The organism is Sphingomonas sanguinis NBRC 13937 (assembly GCF_001591005.1).
Taxonomy (GTDB): domain Bacteria; phylum Pseudomonadota; class Alphaproteobacteria; order Sphingomonadales; family Sphingomonadaceae; genus Sphingomonas; species Sphingomonas sanguinis.
In genome coordinates this window covers 22,893-43,537 of record NZ_BCTY01000009.1, presented here as the reverse complement: position 1 = coordinate 43,537, position 20,645 = coordinate 22,893, and the positions used below count along the sequence as shown (strand labels likewise).

General features: G+C 66.4%; 17 protein-coding genes and 1 tRNA gene. 10 read left to right on the top strand and 8 right to left on the bottom strand.

Going from position 1 to position 20,645, the window contains the following annotated elements; all coding sequences use genetic code 11:
- Positions 1-172 precede the first annotated feature (172 nt).
- Positions 173-1,123, top strand: a complete 951-nt coding sequence (locus SSA01S_RS06565) for a cell wall hydrolase (RefSeq protein ID WP_240954934.1) — start codon at positions 173-175, stop codon at positions 1,121-1,123.
- A 15-nt stretch (positions 1,124-1,138) separates the two neighbouring features.
- Here the strand turns inward: SSA01S_RS06565 and SSA01S_RS06560 are convergent, their stop codons facing one another.
- The 3 genes from SSA01S_RS06560 to SSA01S_RS06550 are packed head-to-tail and all read right to left on the bottom strand — an operon-like array spanning position 1,139 to position 5,227.
- Positions 1,139-1,834, bottom strand: coding sequence for an HAD family hydrolase (locus tag SSA01S_RS06560; protein ID WP_061779718.1), 696 nt, complete (start codon positions 1,832-1,834; stop codon positions 1,139-1,141).
- A gap of 31 nt (positions 1,835-1,865) precedes the next feature.
- On the bottom strand, positions 1,866-2,582 hold the full coding sequence (locus SSA01S_RS06555; protein WP_240954539.1) for a hypothetical protein: 717 nt from the start codon (positions 2,580-2,582) through the stop codon (positions 1,866-1,868).
- Between the two features lie 59 nt (positions 2,583-2,641).
- Positions 2,642-5,227, bottom strand: coding sequence for a PAS domain-containing hybrid sensor histidine kinase/response regulator family protein (locus tag SSA01S_RS06550; RefSeq protein ID WP_061779716.1), 2,586 nt, complete (start codon positions 5,225-5,227; stop codon positions 2,642-2,644).
- Between the two features lie 186 nt (positions 5,228-5,413).
- Between SSA01S_RS06550 and SSA01S_RS06545 the strand changes: the two genes are divergently transcribed.
- From SSA01S_RS06545 to SSA01S_RS06510, 8 genes are all read left to right on the top strand, one after another.
- Positions 5,414-5,860, top strand: a complete 447-nt coding sequence (locus SSA01S_RS06545; protein WP_061779715.1) for a hypothetical protein — start codon at positions 5,414-5,416, stop codon at positions 5,858-5,860.
- A 65-nt stretch (positions 5,861-5,925) separates the two neighbouring features.
- On the top strand, positions 5,926-7,347 hold the full coding sequence (locus SSA01S_RS06540; RefSeq protein ID WP_240954538.1) for a PepSY-associated TM helix domain-containing protein: 1,422 nt from the start codon (positions 5,926-5,928) through the stop codon (positions 7,345-7,347).
- A gap of 42 nt (positions 7,348-7,389) precedes the next feature.
- Positions 7,390-7,893, top strand: coding sequence for a TspO/MBR family protein (locus SSA01S_RS06535; protein WP_240954537.1), 504 nt, complete (start codon positions 7,390-7,392; stop codon positions 7,891-7,893).
- Positions 7,894-8,000: 107 nt separating this feature from the next.
- Complete coding sequence (gene coxB, locus SSA01S_RS06530) at positions 8,001-8,969, top strand: cytochrome c oxidase subunit II (protein WP_061779714.1); 969 nt, start codon at positions 8,001-8,003, stop codon at positions 8,967-8,969.
- A complete protein-coding gene (ctaD, locus tag SSA01S_RS06525; protein WP_061779713.1) occupies positions 8,966-11,476 on the top strand; it encodes a cytochrome c oxidase subunit I in 2,511 nt (836 codons plus the stop codon). Before coxB ends, ctaD begins: the two co-directional genes overlap by 4 nt.
- On the top strand, positions 11,473-11,850 hold the full coding sequence (locus SSA01S_RS06520) for a hypothetical protein (protein WP_061779712.1): 378 nt from the start codon (positions 11,473-11,475) through the stop codon (positions 11,848-11,850). Before ctaD ends, SSA01S_RS06520 begins: the two co-directional genes overlap by 4 nt.
- A complete protein-coding gene (locus SSA01S_RS06515) occupies positions 11,847-12,425 on the top strand; it encodes a cytochrome c oxidase assembly protein (protein ID WP_061779711.1) in 579 nt (192 codons plus the stop codon). Before SSA01S_RS06520 ends, SSA01S_RS06515 begins: the two co-directional genes overlap by 4 nt.
- Positions 12,422-13,459 carry a c-type cytochrome gene (locus SSA01S_RS06510; protein ID WP_061779710.1) on the top strand — a complete coding sequence of 346 codons (1,038 nt, stop codon included), beginning with the start codon at positions 12,422-12,424 and terminating at the stop codon, positions 13,457-13,459. Before SSA01S_RS06515 ends, SSA01S_RS06510 begins: the two co-directional genes overlap by 4 nt.
- Positions 13,460-13,471: 12 nt before the next feature.
- Here SSA01S_RS06510 and SSA01S_RS06505 read toward each other — a convergent pair whose 3' ends face one another.
- From SSA01S_RS06505 to lon, 4 genes are all read right to left on the bottom strand, one after another.
- The gene (locus tag SSA01S_RS06505; protein ID WP_244885586.1) at positions 13,472-14,245 is read right to left on the bottom strand and encodes an EAL domain-containing protein; all 774 of its coding nucleotides are present in this window, start codon (positions 14,243-14,245) and stop codon (positions 13,472-13,474) included.
- Positions 14,246-14,394: 149 nt separating this feature from the next.
- Positions 14,395-14,469: transfer RNA gene (locus SSA01S_RS06500), tRNA-Val, on the bottom strand.
- A 62-nt stretch (positions 14,470-14,531) separates the two neighbouring features.
- Positions 14,532-14,831 (bottom strand): HU family DNA-binding protein, encoded by a 300-nt coding sequence (locus SSA01S_RS06495; RefSeq protein WP_272867546.1) that lies wholly within the window; start codon positions 14,829-14,831, stop codon positions 14,532-14,534.
- 186 nt (positions 14,832-15,017) lie between these two features.
- Complete coding sequence (gene lon, locus SSA01S_RS06490) at positions 15,018-17,444, bottom strand: endopeptidase La (RefSeq protein ID WP_061779709.1); 2,427 nt, start codon at positions 17,442-17,444, stop codon at positions 15,018-15,020.
- Positions 17,445-17,583: 139 nt separating this feature from the next.
- Here lon and SSA01S_RS06485 point away from each other — a divergent pair, with 139 nt between their 5' ends.
- Complete coding sequence (locus SSA01S_RS06485) at positions 17,584-19,341, top strand: M1 family metallopeptidase (protein WP_240954535.1); 1,758 nt, start codon at positions 17,584-17,586, stop codon at positions 19,339-19,341.
- A gap of 28 nt (positions 19,342-19,369) precedes the next feature.
- Here SSA01S_RS06485 and SSA01S_RS06480 read toward each other — a convergent pair whose 3' ends face one another.
- The gene (locus SSA01S_RS06480; RefSeq protein WP_061779708.1) at positions 19,370-20,497 is read right to left on the bottom strand and encodes a calcium:cation antiporter; all 1,128 of its coding nucleotides are present in this window, start codon (positions 20,495-20,497) and stop codon (positions 19,370-19,372) included.
- Positions 20,498-20,645 lie beyond the last annotated feature (148 nt).

The window sequence follows — 20,645 nt, the reverse complement described above, 5'->3', positions numbered from 1 at the left end:
GGGGACCATGCGCAGCATGGTGGAGGGGTATCCCGCTCTCGACAGGGCGACACCCCTCCGTCAGGCCTCCGGCCTGCCACCTCCCCTTGCAGGGGAGGAATTCTTCCATGGCTTGGTTATCGCCACTTAACCGCTTCCTAACCCCCTGCGCCGTAAACGCATCTTGGGGACCATGGGTTGGGAAGCGGATAACGTGCTGCGCTGGTTGATGTTGGTGGCGACGCTCGCGGTCGCGACGTCGTGCACGCCGACCCGGCACCCGCCCGCCCGTCTGACGCTGGACGTGCCGCCACCGACTGCACGGACGCTGCTGCGACAGCTGGCGCTCGACGTGCCCGACGAGGATCTGCCCGACACGATTGTCGGCAACACTCCGATCGAGATGGCCGCCGCCCCGGCCTTTACCGGCGTCGCGCGGACCGCCACCGATGCGGCGCGCGCGGCCGAATGCCTGACCGCCGCCATCTATTACGAAGCCCGCTCCGAACCGGTCGACGGCCAGCGCGCCGTGGCGCAGGTCGTGCTCAACCGTGTCCGCGACCGCGCCTTTCCCAAGAGCATCTGCGGCGTCGTCTATCAGGGCTCCGGCCGCCAGACGGGATGCCAGTTCAGCTTCACCTGCGACGGATCGATGCTCCGCCCGCGCGATCCCGCCGCCTGGAGCCGCGCCGCCGCCGTGGCGCAGGCCGCGCTGGCAGGCCTGGTCTATGCGCCGGTAGGGGCCGCGACCTTCTACCACGCCAATTACGTGCTGCCCTGGTGGGCGAGCAGCCTGAACCGCATCGGCGCAATCGGCAGCCATATCTTCTATCGCTGGAAAGGCGCGCTGGAGCGCGACCTGTCCTTCCGCCAGGACTATGCAGGGATCGAACCCAGCATCCCCGTGCCCGCGCCCATGCCGACACCCGACGCCGCTCCGATGGCGGAGATGGTGAACGGCGTGACGATCCATCGCGGCGAACAGCGGTTAGAGGCCGCCGAAGCTGCCGCCGCCGTCCCATCCTCGCCCTCGATCGCCCCCGTCACCACGGCGGGCGTGCGCGTGCATCGCAACAGCTTCGGCCATGACGGCCCGGACATGGTCCACGGCGTCGTCATCGGCGAGGAGCGCGATCCGGGCTGAACCGTCCGCCGGGTCTCACCCGATCGCGTCGATCCAGTCGGGCAGATCGCCCAGCCGCTCCAGCTGCCGGAAGCGCGGATGGTCGACCGGCATCTCGCCTGCCTCATGGCTCCAGGCCAGCGGCTGGGGGATATAGGCTGCCCATGCCCCCGCCTTCAGTGCAGGTAGCACGTCGGATCGCATCGAATCCCCCGCCATCACCGCCTGTTCAGGGGCGACGCCATGGCGGGCGAAGATCTGGCGGAAGGTGTCGGGCGTCTTGTCGCTGACGATCGCGACATCGGCGAAGTGCGAACCCAGCCCCGATGCCGCCAGCTTTGCTTCCTGGTGCAGCAGGTCGCCCTTGGTCACCAGGACCAGCCGCCCGCGCGTCCCCAGCGCCTCGATCGTCTCGGCGATGCCGTCGAGCAGCTCGACCGGATGCGCCAACAGCTGCCGCCCCGCCTCCAGCAGCCGCGCGATCAGGTCGGTGGGCAGTGTCTCACCCGCCAGTTCCACCGCTGTCTCGATCATCGACAGGGTGAAGCCCTTCGCGCCATAGCCATAGAGCCGCAGGTTGCGGGCCTCGCACGCCTCCAGCGTGGCGCGCGCCACCCGCGCCTCGGCAAAGGGGGCGAGCAGGCCGATCAAGGCTTCCTCGGTCGCCGCGAAATGGCGCATATTGTGCCAGAGCGTGTCGTCCGCATCCAGGCAGATCAGTTCGATGCTCATGCCGTGTCTCCCATGGGTCGCGATCCTGACATCACAATTCGCGGATGATCCGCAACCCCAGACGCGGCCGGAACCGCTCGCCCCGCGCGCGTTCGGCGCCGACACCACCCTGCACGCCCAGCTTGCCGATCGCGCGGTGGACCTGCGGCATCAACAGCCAATAGGCGCCCTGGCCATTCTGGCGGTTCACCTCCAGGCCCAGCACCGTGTCGGGGTTCACGTCGTAAAAGGTCGAATGGTTGATGATCGTGCCCGTCTCATTGCCTTCGCGCAGGGTCACGTCGCCGACGCCCAGCATCGTCATCGTGCTCCACCGCTCGCCGAACCGATTGCCGAGCAGCCAGAGGAGGGTGGAAGTCCAGCCGCCTTCCTCGCGGTCGTGCAGCCCCAGATACTGGACGCCGTGCACGCTGCGACCGCCCCGGAACGTGCCCAACCGTTTCTGCAGCCCCATCTTATACTGGACGATGCGGTTGTTGATCAGCGGCAGCTCCAGCTCGACCGCAAAGCCGTCCGCCACCGCCAGCTCGACTTCGGGCGCCCATTCCAGCTCGCCGCGCGGGCCGGTCAGGTCGCGCTGGGCCAGCGCATTGACCTCGATCTCGCCCGCCTTCGCGGTCAGCGGGCGGATCATGTCGAACACCATCGGCTCGGGAATGTCGGGGCCGTCCTGTGCCAGGGCCGGACCGCTGGCGGCGGACAGGAAAAGCGCCATGGCACAAAGGCTTTGGCGGCGGATGATGGACATGATTATACTCCCGGCGATACGCATTACCGCGGTGCCGGCTAGTTCTGCCCGCGACGGGATCAGGCGTGTGGCTCGTACCGCCGCGCGCCCGCGCCCATCGCGGCCTGAACCCCCATGACCAGCGCATCCACCGTGAAGGGCTTGGTCAGCAACTGCATACCCGCCGACAGATGCCCGCTGTTCAGCACCGCGCTTTCCGCATAGCCCGTGATGAACATGACATTCAATTCATGTCGCAAGTCGCGACCCGCCTCGGCCAGCTGACGCCCGTTCATCCCGCCGGGCAGGCCGACATCGGTGACCAGCAGGTCGATCCGCTGTTCCGAGCGCAGCACGGCCAAGCCCGCCGGACTGTCCGCCGCCTCGATCACGCGATACCCCATGTCGCGCAGCACGTCGGCGATCATCAGACGCACGGTCGACTCGTCATCGACGACCAGCACCGTCTCGCCCGCGCCGAGCGGCTCTTCGGGCAGCGCGGTCCGATCGATCCGGTCGTGCTCGGCCGGGCCATGATGGCGTGGCAGATAGAGATAGACCGTCGACCCCTCGCCCGGCGTAGACTGGATACGCACCTGCCCGCCCGACTGTTTGGCAAAGCCATAGATCATGCTGAGGCCCAGTCCCGTCCCCTGCCCCAGCGGCTTGGTGGTGAAGAAAGGATCGAACGCCTTTTCGATCACGTCCGGTGTCATGCCGGTGCCGGTATCGGTGACCGACAGCGCCAGATACTCGCCGTCCGGGATATCGCCGAACCGCACGTCTTCGCCGTTCAGATGGCGATTGGCCATCTGGATCGTGATCCGCCCGCCATCGGGCATCGCGTCGCGCGCATTGATACACAGGTTGAGCAGCGCATTCTCCAGCTGCGGCGCATCGACCAGCACGGTCCATAAGCCGTCATGCCCCTGCGTTTCCAGCGTGATGGCAGGGCCGACCGTACGCTGGATCAGGTCGGTCATGCCGCTGACCAGCGCGGTGATGTCGGTCGGCCGAGGGGCCAGGGTCTGCCGCCGTGAAAAGGCGAGCAGCCGGTGGGTCAGCGCCGCCGCGCGCCGCGTCGCCCCCTGCGCCGCATCCATGTAGCGATCGACATCGGCCACCCGGCCCTGCGCCAGCCGCAGCGCCATCAGCTCCAGCGAACCCGAAATCCCGGCGAGCAGGTTGTTGAAATCATGCGCCAGCCCGCCGGTCAGCTGGCCCACCGCCTCCATCTTCTGGCTCTGACGCAACGCCTCCTCGGCGCGCATCAACTCGGCGGTGCGGTCGGCGACCCGCTGCTCCAGCTGGTCGGTCAGCGCGCGCAGCTCGGCGATGGCGGTATCCCGCTCGACCTCCAGCGCGCGGCGGACGCCGACATCGATCATCACGCCGGGAAATTGCACTGGGGTGCCGTCGGGCGCGTGATCGACCCGGCCGATGGCCTCCACCCAATAATACCGACCGTCGGGCCGGCGCACGCGATATTGGTGCGCATAGGGACCGCCCCGCGCGATGGCCTCCCGCACCGCCTCCGACAGCCCGGCACGGTCGTCGGGATGGACCACCCCGACGACATCCGTCACGTCCAGCCCGTCATGACCGAGCACCGGATCGAGACCGAAATGACGCGCGAAGGGCTCGTCCACCGTAAAGCGCTCTGTCCGCAAATCCCAGAACCAGGTGCCGATGATCGCCCCGGCCTCCAGCGCCAGTTGCACCCGCTCGGCATGACGCTGGGCCCGCGCCTCGCTCTCGCGCAGTTGCTGTTCGACCGCGATCCGGTCGCTGATGTCAAAGCTGACGCCGGGGAAACGCACGCAGCGCCCGCTATCGTCGGTGATGCAGCGCCCGCGTGCCGCAACCCAGTGGATCGAGCCATCGGCCTGGACCAGGCGATATTCGGACGCGAACCGCCCGCTCCTGTCTCCCTCACCCGTTCCCGCCATCGCCTCGGCGATTTCCGCCTCGACGCGCGCGCGGTCTTCGGGATGAATACCCTGGAAGAACTGGGCGATCGGCATCCCCGCCTCCGCCGCGGCCGGGTCGACGCCGTACATCGCGGCGAAGCGCCGGTCCGAACGGACCGAGTCGGTCAATACGTCCCAGTCCCAAAGACCGACATGCGCGCCCGAGTTGAGCGCCAGGTCCAGCCGCTCGTCCGCTTCGCGCTGCCGCCGTTCGGCCAGCACACGGTCGGTCGTCTCGCCGGTGACGCAGATCATGCCCGCGATCCGCCCCCGATCGTCATAGACCGGCGAGTAGGAAAAGGACCAATAGGCTTCTTCCGGCTTGCCGTCGCGCGCCAGGTCGAGGCGCATGTCCGTCACCTTCGCCACGCGGCCCGACAACGCAGTATCGACCAGCGGCGAGATGTCGTCCCAGATACTGCCCCATAGGATGCGGAACGGCGCACCCATCGCATGCGGCGCGCGATAACCCAGCATCGGGCGATAGGCATCGTTGTAGAAGGAGACCGATTCCTCCCCCCAGACCAGATACATGGGTGCCGGACAGGCGAGCATCGTTGCCAGATGGCACCGCAGCGCCGCAGGCCAGGTCTGGGGACAACCCAGGCTCGTCTCCGTCCAGTCGAGAGTCCTGATCTCATCGACCACTTGGCCGGAAATGCCGTCCAGAAATGCAAAAGCCGGGGAGTGAGCCATGATTCCATCCTGCAACAGCACGCCACCCGACGCCAGCCGCCGTTATCTGACTGCCCCACACGAACAAACAGGAAATATCCCACGCAATCGCAGCACCATGATCGAAGAATCCGCCAAAGCGGGGCAGCGGGGGTGGGCCGATCTGTCCGGGTGACAAGCCTGGTGCGGGCGACTAACCCCAGAGGCGTGACGGCGATTCGATGCCTGCTCGCGCAACGCCATCTCGCCGTGCTGCTCTGCGCGGCGGCGCTGCTGCTCAAGCTGATCGTGCCGACGGGCTATATGATCGGGACCGTTCAGGGCCGCGCGGCGATCATCCTGTGCCCTAGCGGCGGACCGATGCCCCAGGCTGCGCCGACGACGCATGACGCCATGGCGATGGACGGTCACGAGATGTTGCCGAAGGCAGGAACAGCGCATCCGGTGGGCCATTCCGGTGGCTCGCATGGGCGTGACATGCCCTGCGCCTTTGCCGGGCTGGCCGCGGCCGGATTGGCGGCGACCGATCCGGTTCATCTGGCGCTGCTGATCGCCTTCGTCATGGCGGTCGCCCGCGTCCCGCTCGCCCTGCCCCGGCTTGACGCCGCCCCCTATCTGCGACCGCCGCTGCGAGGGCCGCCCGCGCTTTCCTGACCGAACTTCATCCGGCGTCGCCATGGTCGCGACGTCCCCATGATTCTGGTCGAAAGCCGATCTCCATGCCCCTGTTCGTTCCGCCCGCGCCGATGCGGGTGTCCCACCGTGCGGCCTTTCACCGCACCATCTGGCGCTGGCATTTCTGGGCCGGACTGCTCGTCGCGCCGATCCTGCTGATGCTCAGCCTGACCGGCGCCCTCTATCTGTTCAACGACGAGTTGAACGACGCCCTCTATCCGCAGCTTCGCTTCGTGGCGCCGCACCGGGAAACGGTGCCGATGTCGCACATGATCCAGGCGGCGCTCACCGCCTATCCGGGTAGCGCGTCGCGGGTCGACATGCCCGCCACCGACAATCGTTCGGCGGTCGTCTTCGTCCAGCCGGATGCCGGTCCGCCCCGCCGCGTCGCGGTCGATCCCGGAACGGGGCGCGTGCTGGGCAGCGTCGTCTATGACCGCACGTTGATCGGCTGGGCGGATGCCATGCACCGGTCGATCCTGATGGGGGTGTTTGGCGAGCGGCTGGTCGAGCTGGCGGTGTCCTGGGCGCTGGTGCTGCTGGTCACCGGACTGATCTTATGGTGGCCGCGTGGTGGGTTTCGCGCGGCGGGCACGCTCTGGCCCCGGCTTTCGGGGCGCGGGCGGCGGTTCTGGCGCGATCTGCACGGGCCGGTCGGCCTGTGGAGCGGCGCGTTGATACTGTTCCTGATCCTCACCGGCCTGCCCTGGGCCGGGATCAGCGGGCCGCGGCTCCACCGGGCGAGTGCCGCCCTGGGGGTCGGCTATCCGCCGTCCTTCCGCCAATATAATATCCCGCACAGCGTGCCGATGAAGGCCGCGCTCGGCGACGCGCCCTGGACGCTGGAGGATGCGCCCATGCCGCATTCCACCATGCCGAGCATGGCGGGTGATCATGCCGGACACGGTCCCGAAAGCCCCGGCACGACCCGCGATCCCGCCGTCATTCGCGGCACCGACCGGGTAATGAGCGTGCTGCAGGCGCATGGCTGGTCGGGCAGCTACCGGCTATTTCTGCCCAACGGCCCTGAGGGCGTCTATACCGCCTTCACCTATCCCGATCAGCCGGTCGGGCAGAAGACGCTCTATATCGATCGCTACAGCTTTCGCCCCATAGGTCCCGAGGTCCGCTATGCCGATTACGGCGTGGTCGGTCGCGCGGTGGAGTCCGGCGTGCAGCTTCACATGGGCAATTATTTCGGACGGGCGAACCAGCTGGTCATGCTGCTCCCCTGCATCGCCATCTGGGTCCTGACGATCAGCGGGGTCGCCATGTGGTGGAAGCGTCGCCCCGCGGGCCAGATCGGCGCGCCGCCTCCCCTCTCCGGCGCGCGGGTCGGCAGCCTGATCGCGTCGTTGCTGGTCGCGGGGATCGCCTTGCCGCTGTTCGGGGTCTCGCTGATCGTGATCGGGTTGCTCGACCGGCTGGTCCTATGGGGACGACGCCTGGCCGTTGAACGCGGATGAGACAGGACCGTTATCTCCCCGCGAACGGGAAGGATGATGGTCATGACGAAAAAGGAATTTTCGCCGTTGCTCGCGGGCGGCATCGCCGCAGGGGTCTTGGGATTGAGCGCGCTGATCGGACGGCGTAACGCGCCCGATCCCTCGCACCCCCGCATCCGCCGCTGGTATCGGCGGCTCGACAAGCCGGACTTCACCCCGCCGGACGCGGTGTTTGGCGCGGTGTGGCCGGTGCTGGAGACACTGGCAGCGGTCGGCGGTTATCGCCTGCTCCGCAGCCCCGCTTCGCCCCGCCGGAACGCGGCAGTCGCGCTCTGGCTGGGCAATAGCGCGATGATCGGTGGCTGGACCGAGTTGTTCTTCCGCGAGCGGCGGACCGGCGCGAGCACCGCCGCCGCCGGGGCCATGGCGCTGGGCACGACGGCGCTGGCCGCGACCGCCTGGAAGGTCGACCGTCCGGCGGCGGTCAGCGTCCTGCCACTGGCCGCATGGCTGGGCTTTGCCACGATACTGGCGGGCGAGGTCTGGCGGCGCAACGCGGCAGAATAAGGCGTCGGGCGGCCTTATCCTGCCGAGCGAACGGGATGAGGCCCCCGAAACATGAAATTCAGATGACGCCATCATGAACTATTCCGCGTAGGAAACGTTCGGGGGCGATGCGGGGGATCAGCATCGTCGTTTTTGCCGTCACGGCCGGTCTGTTGGCAGGATGCAACACGCATCAGTCGACATTGGCCCCTTTCGGCGCGGATGCGGCCGACATCCGGCATCTTTTCATCATCATGCTGGTCGGGGCGGTCGTCATTGCGGCCGGTGTCGCCCTGCTGATGCGCCACGCGGTGCGTGCGCCGGAAGGGTCTATCGACCATCGTCGGGGAATGCGGATCGTTCTTTGGCTGGGCGGGGTGATCCCGACGATCGTCCTGCTCGGCCTTCTCGCCTATTCGCTACCCTATATGAAACCACGGCCGGTGTCGCCCACCGACCTGACCATTGCGGTCGATGGCGAGCAATTCTGGTGGCGCGTCGCCTATCGACCGCCCGGCCGCCCCGCCGTCACCAGCGCCAACGAAATCCGTGTGCCCGTCGGCCGCACCGTCGCCTTCCAGCTGACGGCGGGCGATGTGGTGCACAGCTTCTGGATACCGGGGCTGGCGGGCAAGATGGACATGATCCCCGGCCGCACCAACACGCTGGTCGTGCGAGCCGACAAGCCCGGCCGCTATCGCGGGCAGTGCGCGGAGTTCTGCGGGCTGAGCCACGCGCTGATGGCGTTCGACGTCATCGCCATGCCGCCCGCCGCCTTCGACGCCTGGCTGGCCAACGAAGCGCGCCCCGCCCGACCAAGCAACGCGGAGGGCGCGCGCCTGTTCGCCGAGAATGGCTGTGGCGGCTGTCACGGCGTCGCAGGCGTCACCGCGCCCAGCCGGATCAGCCCCGACCTGACCCATTTCGGATCGCGCCGTACGCTGGCGGCGGGCATCCTGCCGATGACGCCCGCCAATGTCGCCGCTTTCATCCGCCACCCCGAAAAGACCAAGCCGGGCGTGCGAATGCCTTCCTTCCCCCAATTGTCGGATGACAAGGCCATGGCCCTCGCCCGCTATCTTCAGGGCCTGCAATGAGCCTCCACGCCCAGGACGATCCCGCCCTTCGCGCGGCACAGGAAGAACGGCTTCGCGAAGTGTGGAAGCCGCCCAGCGGCTTGTTCCTGCGCTGGACCGACACCAACAACAACCGGGTCGGGGTCTGGTACACGCTGACCGCGTTCGGCTTCATGCTGTTTGCGGGCGTGCTGGCGCTCATTATGCGGACGCAGCTGGCGGTGCCGGACAACGACCTCGTCTCGGCGAACACCTTCAACCAGCTGTTCACGCTACACGGCTCGATGATGATGTTCCTGTTCGCCGTGCCGATGTTCGAGGCGGTGTCGATCATCCTCCTGCCCCAGCTATTGGGCGCGCGCGACCTGCCCTTCCCGCGCCTGTCGGCGTTCGGTTATTGGAGCTTCCTGCTGGGCGGCGTGTTCGTCGGCGGCTCGATCTTTTTCAACGCCGCGCCCGATGGCGGCTGGTTCATGTATCCGCCGCTGACCACGCGCACCGACCTGTCCGGGCTGGGTGCGGATATCTGGATGCTGGGCCTGTCCTTCATCGAGGTGTCGTCGGTGGCCGCCGCGGTCGAGCTGATCGTCGGCGTGCTGAAATGCCGCCCGCCGGGGATGCGGCTGAACCTGATGCCGCTCTACGCCTGGTACATACTGGTTGTGGCGGTGATGATCCTGTTCGCCTTCCCACCACTGATCGCGGGCGATCTTTTGTTTGAGATGGAGCGGCTGCTTAATTGGCCATTCTTCGATGCCGCGCGCGGCGGTGATCCGCTGCTGTGGCAGCATCTGTTCTGGATCTTCGGCCATCCGGAAGTCTATATCGTCTTCCTGCCCTCCATCGCGCTATTCGCGATGATGATCCCGACCTTCGCGCAGCGGCATCTGCTGGGCTATCCCTGGATCGTGCTGGCCGCGGTCGGCACCGCATTCCTGTCGTTCGGCCTGTGGGTCCACCACATGTTCGCGACCGGCCTGCCGAAAATCAGCCTCGCCTTCTTCTCTGCCGCGTCGGAGGCCGTCGCGATCCCGACCGGCGTTCAGATCTTCGCCTTCATCGCCACGCTATGGGCGGGCAAGGTGAAGTGGTCGACGCCGCTTCTCTATGCGTCGGGAAGCCTGGCCGTGTTCGTCATCGGCGGCCTGACCGGCGTGATGGTCGCGGTCGCGCCCTTCGATTGGCAGGCGCACGATACCTATTTCATCGTCGCACACCTGCATTATGTGCTGATCGGCGGCACGCTGATGCCGCTGTTTGGTGGGCTCTATTATTATTGGCCGCTGATTACGGGTAAGAAGCTGTCCGACCGGCTGGGGCGGATCGCCTTCTGGATCATGTTCGTCGGGATCAACCTGACCTTCTTCCCGATGCACCTGTCGGGGCTGGAGGGCATGCCGCGCCGTGTCTTCACCTATCCGGAAGAACTGGGCATCGGCTGGCTGAACCTTGCCTCGACCGCCGGGTCGTACATGTTTGCGGCCGGGGTGCTGGTGCTGGTCGTCGACCTCGCCTTGTCGCCGACGCGCGCCAAGTCGCCGCGCAATCCGTGGAACGCGGGTACGCTCGAATGGCTGGCTCACCCCGATGACGAAGATTGGGGCATCCGCTCGGTGCCGCTGGTCGAGAGCCGCTATCCGATCTGGGACCAGAAGAACTTCGTCGCCAAGGTCGATGAAGGCCGCTTCTTCCTGCCCGACGCCGAGGAAGGGCGTCGCGAGACGATCATCACCTCGGTGCTCGACGCCAGGCCCGTCTCGGTGATCCGTCTGGGCACGCCCAGCGTCAAGCCGATGATGACCGCCGTCGCGCTGGGCGCGGTGTTCATCCTGACCACCTATCACCTCTATATGGTGGCGGCGCTGTTCGGCGTGGTGACGCTGGGTTGTGTCCTGTGGTGGCTGTGGGACACCGCCGAAATCCCCGAAAAACCCGAAAAGCCGATCGGCCACGGCATCCATCTGCCCCTCTATATCTCCGGCCCTGCCGCGCCGGGATGGTGGGCGATGTTCATCACGATGATGGCGGACGCGACGGCCTTTTCGGGCCTGGTCTTCGGCTATTATTTCTTCTGGACCATCCATCCCGATTTTGGTGACGCGTTCGACGGGCCGGGCGTCGGCGGGCCTATCACGGCTTTGGTGCTGTCGCTGGCGAGTTGGGCGGCGACGCTGGCGGCGCGCGAGGTGCATAGCTGGGGCTCGGTCAACGCCGCACGTGGGCTGCTGATCGCGGGCGCGGCCACCGCCATCGCCAGCCTTTTCGCCGGGATCGCCTGTCTCGACGGGCTCGACCCAACCGCCAATGCCTATCCGGCCATCGTCTGGGTGCTGGTGGTCTGGACCGTCGTCCACGCCGCCATCGCCGCGATCATGCAGCTCTATACGCTGGCGCGCAGCATCGCCGGGCGGATGACGCCGACCCATGACGCCGATATCCGCAACATCACCGTCTATGCGCATTTCTTCGCACTGACCGCGATCGTGACCTATCTGACCATCGGCCTGTTCCCGGAGAGCGGGCTGTGAAGCGCTGGCTGAAAGGCGCGCACCGGTTACGCGTCACCCTGTGGACGCTGATCGTGCCGCCGACGACCTGGGCGGTGCACTTCCTGTTCTCCTATCTCTGGGCGGCGATCAGTTGCGAGAAGATCGGCGAGTGGGCGCTCTTCCCCACCGCCTTCGCGATTGGCACTGCCGTGGCGCTGATCGTCATCCTCGCCTCGGGCCTGATCGCCTGGCAACAATCGCGCACGCCCGGCGACCCGCCCCCGCATAATGAGGGCACCGATATCGATCGCCTGCGCTTCCTGGCCTATTCCACCCTGCTGCTGGCGGCGTTGAGCTTTGTCGCGGTGATCTTCACCGCCATGCCCGTCCTCCTGCTGAACGATTGCCGATGAGGCGGGGATCGCTCATCGCCGGGCTGGTGCTGCTCCCGCTGGGCTGGGCGTTCAGTGGCTGGGGCATGACGGGGCATATGGTCGCGCACATGATCGCGGTGGCGGTGGCCGCGCCCTTCCTCGCTTTCGGCGTGCAGGGCACCCGCCTCGACCCTGCCGAGCGCTGGCCGCGTCTCGCCACGCCGCTGATCGCCGCGCTGGTCGAGGCGGTGATCGTCTGGGGCTGGCATGTGCCCGCCCTGCGCCGCTTGGCGGATCACACGCCGCTCTGGCTGGCGGTCGAGCAGGTGAGTTTCCTGGCCGCCGGACTGCTGCTCTGGTCGGCGGTGCTGGCCCCACGCCACCGTGCGGCGGGGATCGCGGCGCTGCTGATCACCTCGATGCACATGACTCTGCTCGGCGCGCTGATCGGCCTCGCGCCACGTCCGCTCTACAGCCATCACGGCGCGGGCGCGCTGGAGGATCAGCAGCTGGCGGGGGTCATCATGCTGCTGGTCGGTGGCATCGCCTATCTGTGCGGCGGGCTTGCCATGCTCGGTCGCCTGCTGAAGGGGCACGAAGAGGTGCACGCATGACGATCCGCATCACTTGGAAACGCGTGCTGGCAACCCTGGTCGGGCTCGCCGCGCTGGGCATGGCGGTCGCCTGGTCGGGCGTCATCGGCCTCGCGGCGTCGAGCGGGCACTGGGCGATCACCGACTGGTTCCTCCACTGGACGATGCGCAATTCGGTGCGCACCCATGCCGCCTTCACCGCGCCCAAGGACCCCGCCGATGCCAGCGGCCTGGTCAGCGCGGCAGGGCATTTCGCCAATAGCTGTGCGATCTGTCACGGCGCGCCGGGGCAGAAGCCCGCCCCCGTGATGCAGGCCGCGACGCCGCCCGCGCCGGACCTGGCGGTCAACGCGCGCGAATGGACCGACAAGCAGCTGTTCTGGATTCTCCAGCACGGCGTCAAATATACCGGCATGCCCGCCTGGGCCGTGCAGGACCGCCCCGACGAGGTGCGTCGCATGGTCGCCTTCGTCCGCCGCCTGCCCGGCATGAGTCCCGCGCAGTATCGCGCGCTGGTGGCAGAGGCTTCGCCCGCCATAGATCCCGACAATTGCACCGGATGCCACGGCACCGACGGACGCGGCCGGGGGAGCCCCGACATTCCGATCCTGGGCGGCCAGAGCCCCGAATATCTGCTTGCGGCGCTGAAGGGCTATGCGAACGGCACCCGGTCGAGCGCGGTCATGCAGCAGGTGGCGATGCGGATGCAGCCCGCTGAGATGGACGCCGCCGCGCGCCGCTTCGCGGCGATGCCGGGTCTGGGCGCGACACCCGCCGGCGATCCCGCCGCCGCGCGGATCGTCGAGCAGGGCCTGCCCGAGCGGCAGCTTCCTGCCTGTGTCAGCTGCCACACGCCCGGCAAGCTCTATCCCGTCCTCGCCGGACAGCGCGCCAGCTATATCGCCGCGCGTCTGCGCCGCTGGCAGGGCGACAAGAATGTGGTCGACGCGCGCAAGAGCCATGCGACCATGCCCGTCATCGCACGCCGCATCCCGAAGGACATGATCGACCCCATCGCCCGCTATCTGGCGGGGGAGCCGCCTACCAAGCCATAAGGTGGTGCCCCGCTATCCAGCGATATTGGCCCAGGCGGGCTCCTCCGGCAGGTGCCCCTGCGCCAAGCAGCGGAAGCCCGGCCGGGCCAGCAGATAGCCCTGCATGTAACGGACACCCAACGCGCGCAGCGAGTCATATTCGCCGATCGTCTCAACCCCCTCGGCGATGACGGAGATTCCCATCTTGTCGGCGATACGGATCACGCCTTCGACGATCATGCGCCGGGGCATCGCCGTATCGATCCCGCGGATCAGCGCCATGTCGAGCTTCAGATAATCGGCCCTCACCTGTGCCAGCAGCGTCAGCCCCGCATGGCCCGCCCCGAAATCGTCGATCGCCGTGCCGAAACCCATGCCGTGATAGGTGTCGAGGATGGCCTTCAGACGCTCGGGCGCACCAGTATCGGCATGTTCGGAAAACTCGAAGATCAACCGCTCGAGCGGCATGTTCAGCCGCCGCGCCGTGTCGAGCGTTGGCTCCAGGCAGGCGAGCGGCGAATAGATGGTGTCGGGGAAGAAATTGATCGACAGCCGCGCGTCGGTATCGAGGATACCTGCCGCGACCGCCCCCTCGATCGCCGTCACGCGGCATTGCTGGTCGAACGCATAGCGCTTGTCCGGGGTCACCCGCGCCAAGATGTCCGCCGATCCCTCGCCCTTGGGTCCACGGACCAGCGCCTCATAGGCGATGGCACGGCCGGTCTGGACGTCCAGGATCGGCTGAAAGGCCATGGCGATGGCAAAGGGCGGTTGCTCGGGACAAAAGCTGCGATACCCGTGCTGCATGACGATCTCCTTCGCCAGCCAGCATAAGACTCAGCGGCTAAGGGGCCGTTAAAGCGGCAGGCATCCGGCAAGGATTTGCCGAAATATCGCTGAGGGGAAATCGTCGGCTATCCTGGCCATTCCTATCCGGCCTAAAGCCTTGAAAGGAATGGTGGGCGCGACAGGGATTGAACCTGTGACCCCACCCGTGTGAAGGGTGTGCTCTACCGCTGAGCTACGCGCCCGGTAACCGGAGGACGGGCCTTTAGGCGGCGATCCGCCGCCTGTCCAGCCCCATTTTCAGGATTTAGTTGACCGAGTCCTTCAACAGCTTGCCCGGCTTGAACTTGGGCTGCGACGAGGCCTTGATGGTCATCGGCTCGCCGGTGCGGGGGTTGCGGCCGGTCGACGCCTTGCGCTTGGACACCGAGAAGGTGCCGAAGCCGACCAAGCGAACCTCGTCGCCCTTCTTGAGCGCGGCGGTGATCGACTCGAACACCGCGTCGACCGCCTTGACCGCATCGCCGCGCGCGAGGCCCGAGGAATCGGCGACGGTAGCGATCAGCTCCTGCTTGTTCATTCCATAACCCCCTATGATTTCGACGATAAACGGCACGGGACTCGGTGCCGTCCAAATATTAAAGGACCGATAATGCCGAGGCGGTTGAGCGTGTCAAACCCCGACATCGATTGAAATGGAAGGATCACGCAAACAGATGCGTGTGTCATCTCCATGACAATCCGGGCGGCGGAGCCAACGATCCGTCGACCGATGGCCCCGCCCTTGCGACCATCAGTGGTGGCGCTCTCCACCGACGGCCGGGATCGCGGCGGGCGGCAAGGCCGCCAGCTCGTCCGCATCGGTCCAGTCGATCGCCTCAAGCGGCCCGACCAGCGCCAGGCGCAGCACCTCGTCGACATGAGCAACCGGCACAATCTTCAGGCCGTTCAGGATGTTGGCCGGAATGTCCGCCAGATCCTTCTCATTCTCTTGCGGGATGAGAACGGTGGTGATGCCGCCACGCAGCGCCGCCAGCAGCTTTTCCTTCAGGCCACCGATCGGCAGCACGCGTCCCCGGAGGGTCACCTCGCCGGTCATCGCCACATCCTTGCGCACCGCGATGCCGGTCAGCGTCGACACGATCGAGGTGACCAGGCCGATACCCGCAGACGGACCATCCTTGGGCACCGCGCCCTCGGGCAGATGAATATGGATATCCTTGCGATGGAACAGCGACGGCTTGATGCCGAAGCTGGGGCTGCGCGCCTGGACGAAGCTGAAGGCGGCCTGGACCGATTCCTTCATCACATCGCCCAGCTTGCCGGTGGTCTTCACCTGCCCCTTGCCCGGCACGGTCACCGATTCGATGGTCAGCAGCTCGCCGCCCACCTCGGTCCAAGCGAGACCGGTGACCGCACCGATCTGGTCTTCCTGCTCGGACAGGCCATGGCGATACTTCTGGACGCCCGCGAACTCGTGCAGGTTTTCCGGCGTGATCGTCACCGACGTCGTCCTGCCCTCCAGGATCTGGCGCAGCGCCTTGCGGGCAAGCCGCGCAATCTCACGCTCCAGCGTCCGCACGCCCGCCTCACGGGTGTAACGCTGGATCAGGGCACGCAGCCCTTCCTGGGTCAGCGTGAACTCACCGTCCTTCAGGCCGTGCGTCTCGACCTGCTTGGCGACCAGATGCCGCTCGGCGATCTCGACCTTCTCGTCCTCGGTATAACCCTCCAGACGGATGATCTCCATGCGATCGAGCAACGGCTGCGGCAGGTTCAGCGTGTTCGCGGTGCAGACGAACATCACGTCCGACAGATCGATGTCGATCTCCAGATAGTGATCGTTGAACTTCGCGTTCTGTTCGGGGTCGAGCACTTCCAGCAGCGCCGAGGCAGGGTCGCCGCGGAAGTCCTGGCCCAGCTTGTCGATCTCGTCGAGCAGGAACAGCGGGTTGCCCGTACCGGCCTTTTTCAGGTTGGTCACGATCTTGCCCGGCAGCGAGCCGATATACGTCCGCCGGTGGCCGCGAATCTCGGCCTCGTCGCGCACGCCGCCCAGCGACTGGCGGATAAACTCGCGCCCGCACGCCTTGGCGATCGACTGGCCCAGCGAGGTCTTGCCCACGCCCGGCGGGCCGACGAGGCACAGGATCGGCCCCTTCAGCTTGTTGGTGCGCGCCTGCACGCCCAGATATTCGACGATCCGGTCCTTCACCTTTTCCAGCGCATAGTGATCCTGGTCGAGGATCGCCTGCGCCGCCGCGATGTCCTTCTTGACCTTGGACTTCTTGCCCCAGGGCAGGCCCAGAAGCACGTCGAGGTAATTGCGCACGACCGTCGCCTCGGCGCTCATCGGCGCCATGGTCTTCAGCTTCTTCAGCTCGGCGGTGGCCTTGGTGCGCGCTTCCTTGGACAGCTTGAGCGTCGCGATCTTCTGGGTCAGCTCGGCGATCTCGTCGCCATCGCCGTCCTCGCCCTCATTGCCCAGCTCGCGCTGGATCGCCTTGAGCTGCTCGTTGAGATAATATTCGCGCTGCGTCTTCTCCATCTGACGCTTGACGCGGCTCTTGATCTTCTTCTCGACCTGCAGGACGCCCAGTTCGCCCTCCATCAGGGCATAGGCCATCTCCAGCCGCTTGGCCGGATCGGTCTCCACCAGCAGCGCCTGCTTGTCGGCGACCTTGACCGAAATGTTCGCGGCAACCGCATCGGCCAGCTGCGAGGCATCCTCGATCTCGGCCAGCTGCACGGCCGTTTCGGCGGGCAGCTTGCGGTTGAGCTTGGCGTAATTCTCGAACTGGTCGACGACCGAGCGCATCAGCGCCGCGATCTGCGCCTGGACGTCGTGCTCCTGCTCTTCGAGCGCGGATTCGTCCGACTCGACCACGGTCGCGTCGATCGTCGCGGTCAGGAAAGCACCCGATTCGTCCACCTCGACCAGGCGGCCGCGCGTCTTGCCCTCGACCAGCACGCGCACGGTGCCATCGGGCAGCTTCAGCAATTGCAGGACGCTCGCGGTTACGCCGATTTCGTACAGATCCTCGCGCGAGGGGTCGTCCTCGGCCGGATCGAGCTGAGCGACCAGGAAAATTTCCTTGTCCGCCGCCATCGCCGCTTCCAGGGCTGCGACCGATTTGTCGCGGCCGACGAACAGGGGCACGATCATGTGCGGGAAGACGACGATGTCACGCAGCGGAAGGACGGGATAGGACTGGTTCATGCAAACTCCGGTCGGCCCTGATCGGGGCCTCATTCTGGTCTTTATATGGGGAGGGTTGCCGATCCATCAATCACCGGTGCGATAAGGCGATGCGCCAGAGCGCTTGCCAAGCCGGTTCGCTTGCGCAACACCATGCATCATGGATCGTATACGGAACTGCGTCGCCGCGCTGCTCGCCTCCTCGCTTCTTTCGGTCGCCCCGCTGGCGGCACAGACGCCCAAGGCCCTTCCGGGCAAGGGCGAGCCGCCGCTGACCGCACAGACCATGATCTCTGGCGGGGTCCGCCTGCCCGAACAGCTGGCGATGCGCTTCGACAGCGCCGACCTGTCGTTCGAGGTTTTGCCCGATACCGAAGAACTGAACGGCATTGCGGTGCTGGGCTTTACCGCCAAGGCGCCGCTGGCCCGGCTGGTGATCGATCTCGACAAGAATTTGCCGGTCAAGACGATCGCGATCGACGGCAAGCCGCTGTCGCCCGCGCGGTGGAGCAACCCGCAAGGCCAGTTGGTCATCAACCTCCCCCGCCCGCTCAAGGCCGGTCAGAAGGTCGGCGCGAAGATCACCTATGGCGGCACGCCGCATGTTGCGGTGCGTGCGCCCTGGGACACCGGCGTCGTCTGGGCCAAGACGCCGGACGGCCACCCATGGTTCGCGACCACCTCGCAGGGCTATGGCTGTGACCTGTTCTGGCCGTGCCTCGACTATCCGATGGGCGAGCCGGGCGTCGTCACGCTGCACATCACGGTGCCAAAGGGGCTGAAGGCGCCGTCCAACGGCGTGCTGCTCGGTGTCGATACGCTGCCCGACGGGCGCACCCGCTGGAACTGGCGGACCAAGCATCCCAACACCTATGCCATCGCGCTGAACGTCGGCCCCTATGAGGTGGTCGAGGGCAGCTACAAGAGCCGCTTCGGCAACACGATCCCGATGTTCTACTGGTATCTGCCGGGCGAAAAGGAAAAGGCCGAGAAGCTGTTCGCCGAATTCGCCCCGACCCTGGACTTTTTCGAGTCGACCGTCGGCCCCTTCCCCTTCGGCGACGAGAAGCTGGGCGTGGTCGAAACTCCGCACAAGGGCATGGAGCACCAGACGATCAATGCCTACGGCAACGAGTATGCCAAGGCGCCCGAAGGTTTCGACTGGCTGTTCCAGCATGAGTTCAGCCATGAATGGTTCGGCAACCAGCTGACCAATGTCGACTGGGACGATTTCTGGCTGCACGAGGGCTATGGCAGTTACATGCAGCCCAGTTACGGTCGCTGGCGCGAGGGCGAGGCGCGCTATGCGGTGATGATGGACGCGCAGCGCGGGCAGATCGCCAACAAGGCTCCCATCGTCCACGACCGCAGCATGACCGAGCAGGATGTCTATGAAGAGGCCAAGGGCGGCCCCGGCCTCGACATCTATATGAAGGGCTCGTGGATGCTCCACACCCTGCGCAATCTGATCGGGGACAAGGCGTTCTGGGACGTGACGCGGCTGGCGGTGTATGGCCGCACCGACCCCAAGCCAGGCAATTTCACGCCGCGCTATGGCTCGACGAAGGAATATGAAGGCTTTGTCCGGCAGGTCACGGGCAAGGATTATGGCTGGTTCTTCAACGTCTATCTGCGCCAGGCGGCGCTGCCCGAGATCGTCAAGACGCAGGTGGGCGACCGGCTGACGCTGACCTGGAAGGTGCCGGGCGGCGGGCCCTTCCCCCTGCCGGTCGAGGTGCAGGTCGGCGACACGGTGCAGACGCTGCCGATGACCGACGGCACAGGCACGCTGACCGTGCCCGCGGGCGCGCATGTCGTGGTCGACCCCTGGGCCAAGATCCTGAAGCGCTCCGTTGCGATCGAGGAGTATCGCGCATGGAAGGCGGAGCAGGCGGCGAAGAAGAAGCCGGAGAAATAAGGTCCTCCCCGCCCCGGGGAGGACCGCCTTACGGCACCACCGTCACGAACAGATAGGCGGCGAAGATCACCAGATGCACCGCGCCGCCCAGCACGGTGGTTCGGCCATTGCCCAGCGTCAGAGTTATCGTGAACAGCGACAGCACCAGCAGGATCATCTCCTTCGCCCCGATCCCCAGTGCCAGCGGCAGGCCCAGCATCAGCGACACGATTGCCACCGCCGGAATGGTCAGCCCGATCGTCGCCAGCGCGGAGCCGAGCGCCAGGTTGAGACTGGTCTGCAGCCGGTTCCGCTTGGCCGCGCGGTACGCCGCCAGGCTTTCGGGGGCGAGGACGAGGGCCGCGATCACCACGCCGACGATCGCCAGCGGCAGGCCCGCCCCCAGGATCGCCGCCTCGACGATCCCCGACAGCCCCTTGGCGAGCAGCACCACGCCGACCAGCGCCACCAGCAGCATCCCCAGGGCCGCCCAAGCCGCCGCATCGGTTGGCGGCTCGGCATGGGCATCGGCGGGCAGGTCTTCGTCGGCGGGCAGGAAATATTCGCGGTGGCGCACCGTCTGCACCATCACGAAGGTGCCATAGAGAATGACGCTGACCAGCGCGACGAAGATCAGCTGCGACGGCGCATAGGTCGGCCCCGGCGCGGACGAAACGTAATTGGGCAGCAGCAGCGACAGCACCACCATCGCGGTCAAGACGTTGAGCGCCGCACTCGCGCCCCGGAGCGAGAAACGCTGCTCGCCATGCTGGACGCCCCCCGCCAGCAGGCAGAGGCCGACAATCCCGTTCAGGATGATCATGATCGCCGCGAACACCGTATCGCGCGCCAGGCTGGAGGCGTCGCCCGCATCGGACAGCATCAGGCTGACGATCAACGACACCTCGATCACCGTCACCGCGACCGCCAGCACCAGCGTACCGAACGGCTCGCCCACCCGGTGCGCGACGACCTCCGCCTGATGCACCGCCGACAGGACGCAGCCGATCAGGATCACCGCCGCAACGACGACCCCCACCGTCCCCATTTTGTAGAGCGACACCGCAATGGCGAGCAGGCCCAGCAGCGGGAACACCAAGGTCCACCACGGCATCAACAGGCGCTGGAGCAGCGCGCGCTTCTGTCCGGCGGTGACGATGGCATCGGGTTCGCTCATGGCTGGTCTGGACTCCTTATCTTGGCATGGAATAATGACATTCCTGTCATGCCAATGCCCCAACCGCCCGGTTGGGTCCCGCCACGTCCGAGATTCGTTGCGATCGGGCAATAAACACCCTCACCCTTCCGGCGCTTCGTGCCTCCCT

Bases quoted from the DNA above. Each gene is read 5' to 3' on its own strand.
- SSA01S_RS06565 (WP_240954934.1), top strand. From the start codon at position 173: ATGGGTTGGGAAGCGGATAACGTGCTGCGCTGGTTGATGTTGGTGGCG.
- SSA01S_RS06560 (WP_061779718.1), bottom strand. From the start codon at position 1,834: ATGAGCATCGAACTGATCTGCCTGGATGCGGACGACACGCTCTGGCAC.
- SSA01S_RS06555 (WP_240954539.1), bottom strand. From the start codon at position 2,582: ATGTCCATCATCCGCCGCCAAAGCCTTTGTGCCATGGCGCTTTTCCTG.
- SSA01S_RS06550 (WP_061779716.1), bottom strand. From the start codon at position 5,227: ATGGCTCACTCCCCGGCTTTTGCATTTCTGGACGGCATTTCCGGCCAA.
- SSA01S_RS06540 (WP_240954538.1), top strand. From the start codon at position 5,926: ATGCCCCTGTTCGTTCCGCCCGCGCCGATGCGGGTGTCCCACCGTGCG.
- SSA01S_RS06535 (WP_240954537.1), top strand. From the start codon at position 7,390: ATGACGAAAAAGGAATTTTCGCCGTTGCTCGCGGGCGGCATCGCCGCA.
- coxB (WP_061779714.1), top strand. From the start codon at position 8,001: ATGCGGGGGATCAGCATCGTCGTTTTTGCCGTCACGGCCGGTCTGTTG.
- ctaD (WP_061779713.1), top strand. From the start codon at position 8,966: ATGAGCCTCCACGCCCAGGACGATCCCGCCCTTCGCGCGGCACAGGAA.
- SSA01S_RS06515 (WP_061779711.1), top strand. From the start codon at position 11,847: ATGAGGCGGGGATCGCTCATCGCCGGGCTGGTGCTGCTCCCGCTGGGC.
- SSA01S_RS06510 (WP_061779710.1), top strand. From the start codon at position 12,422: ATGACGATCCGCATCACTTGGAAACGCGTGCTGGCAACCCTGGTCGGG.
- SSA01S_RS06505 (WP_244885586.1), bottom strand. From the start codon at position 14,245: ATGCAGCACGGGTATCGCAGCTTTTGTCCCGAGCAACCGCCCTTTGCC.
- lon (WP_061779709.1), bottom strand. From the start codon at position 17,444: ATGAACCAGTCCTATCCCGTCCTTCCGCTGCGTGACATCGTCGTCTTC.
- SSA01S_RS06485 (WP_240954535.1), top strand. From the start codon at position 17,584: ATGGATCGTATACGGAACTGCGTCGCCGCGCTGCTCGCCTCCTCGCTT.
- SSA01S_RS06480 (WP_061779708.1), bottom strand. From the start codon at position 20,497: ATGAGCGAACCCGATGCCATCGTCACCGCCGGACAGAAGCGCGCGCTG.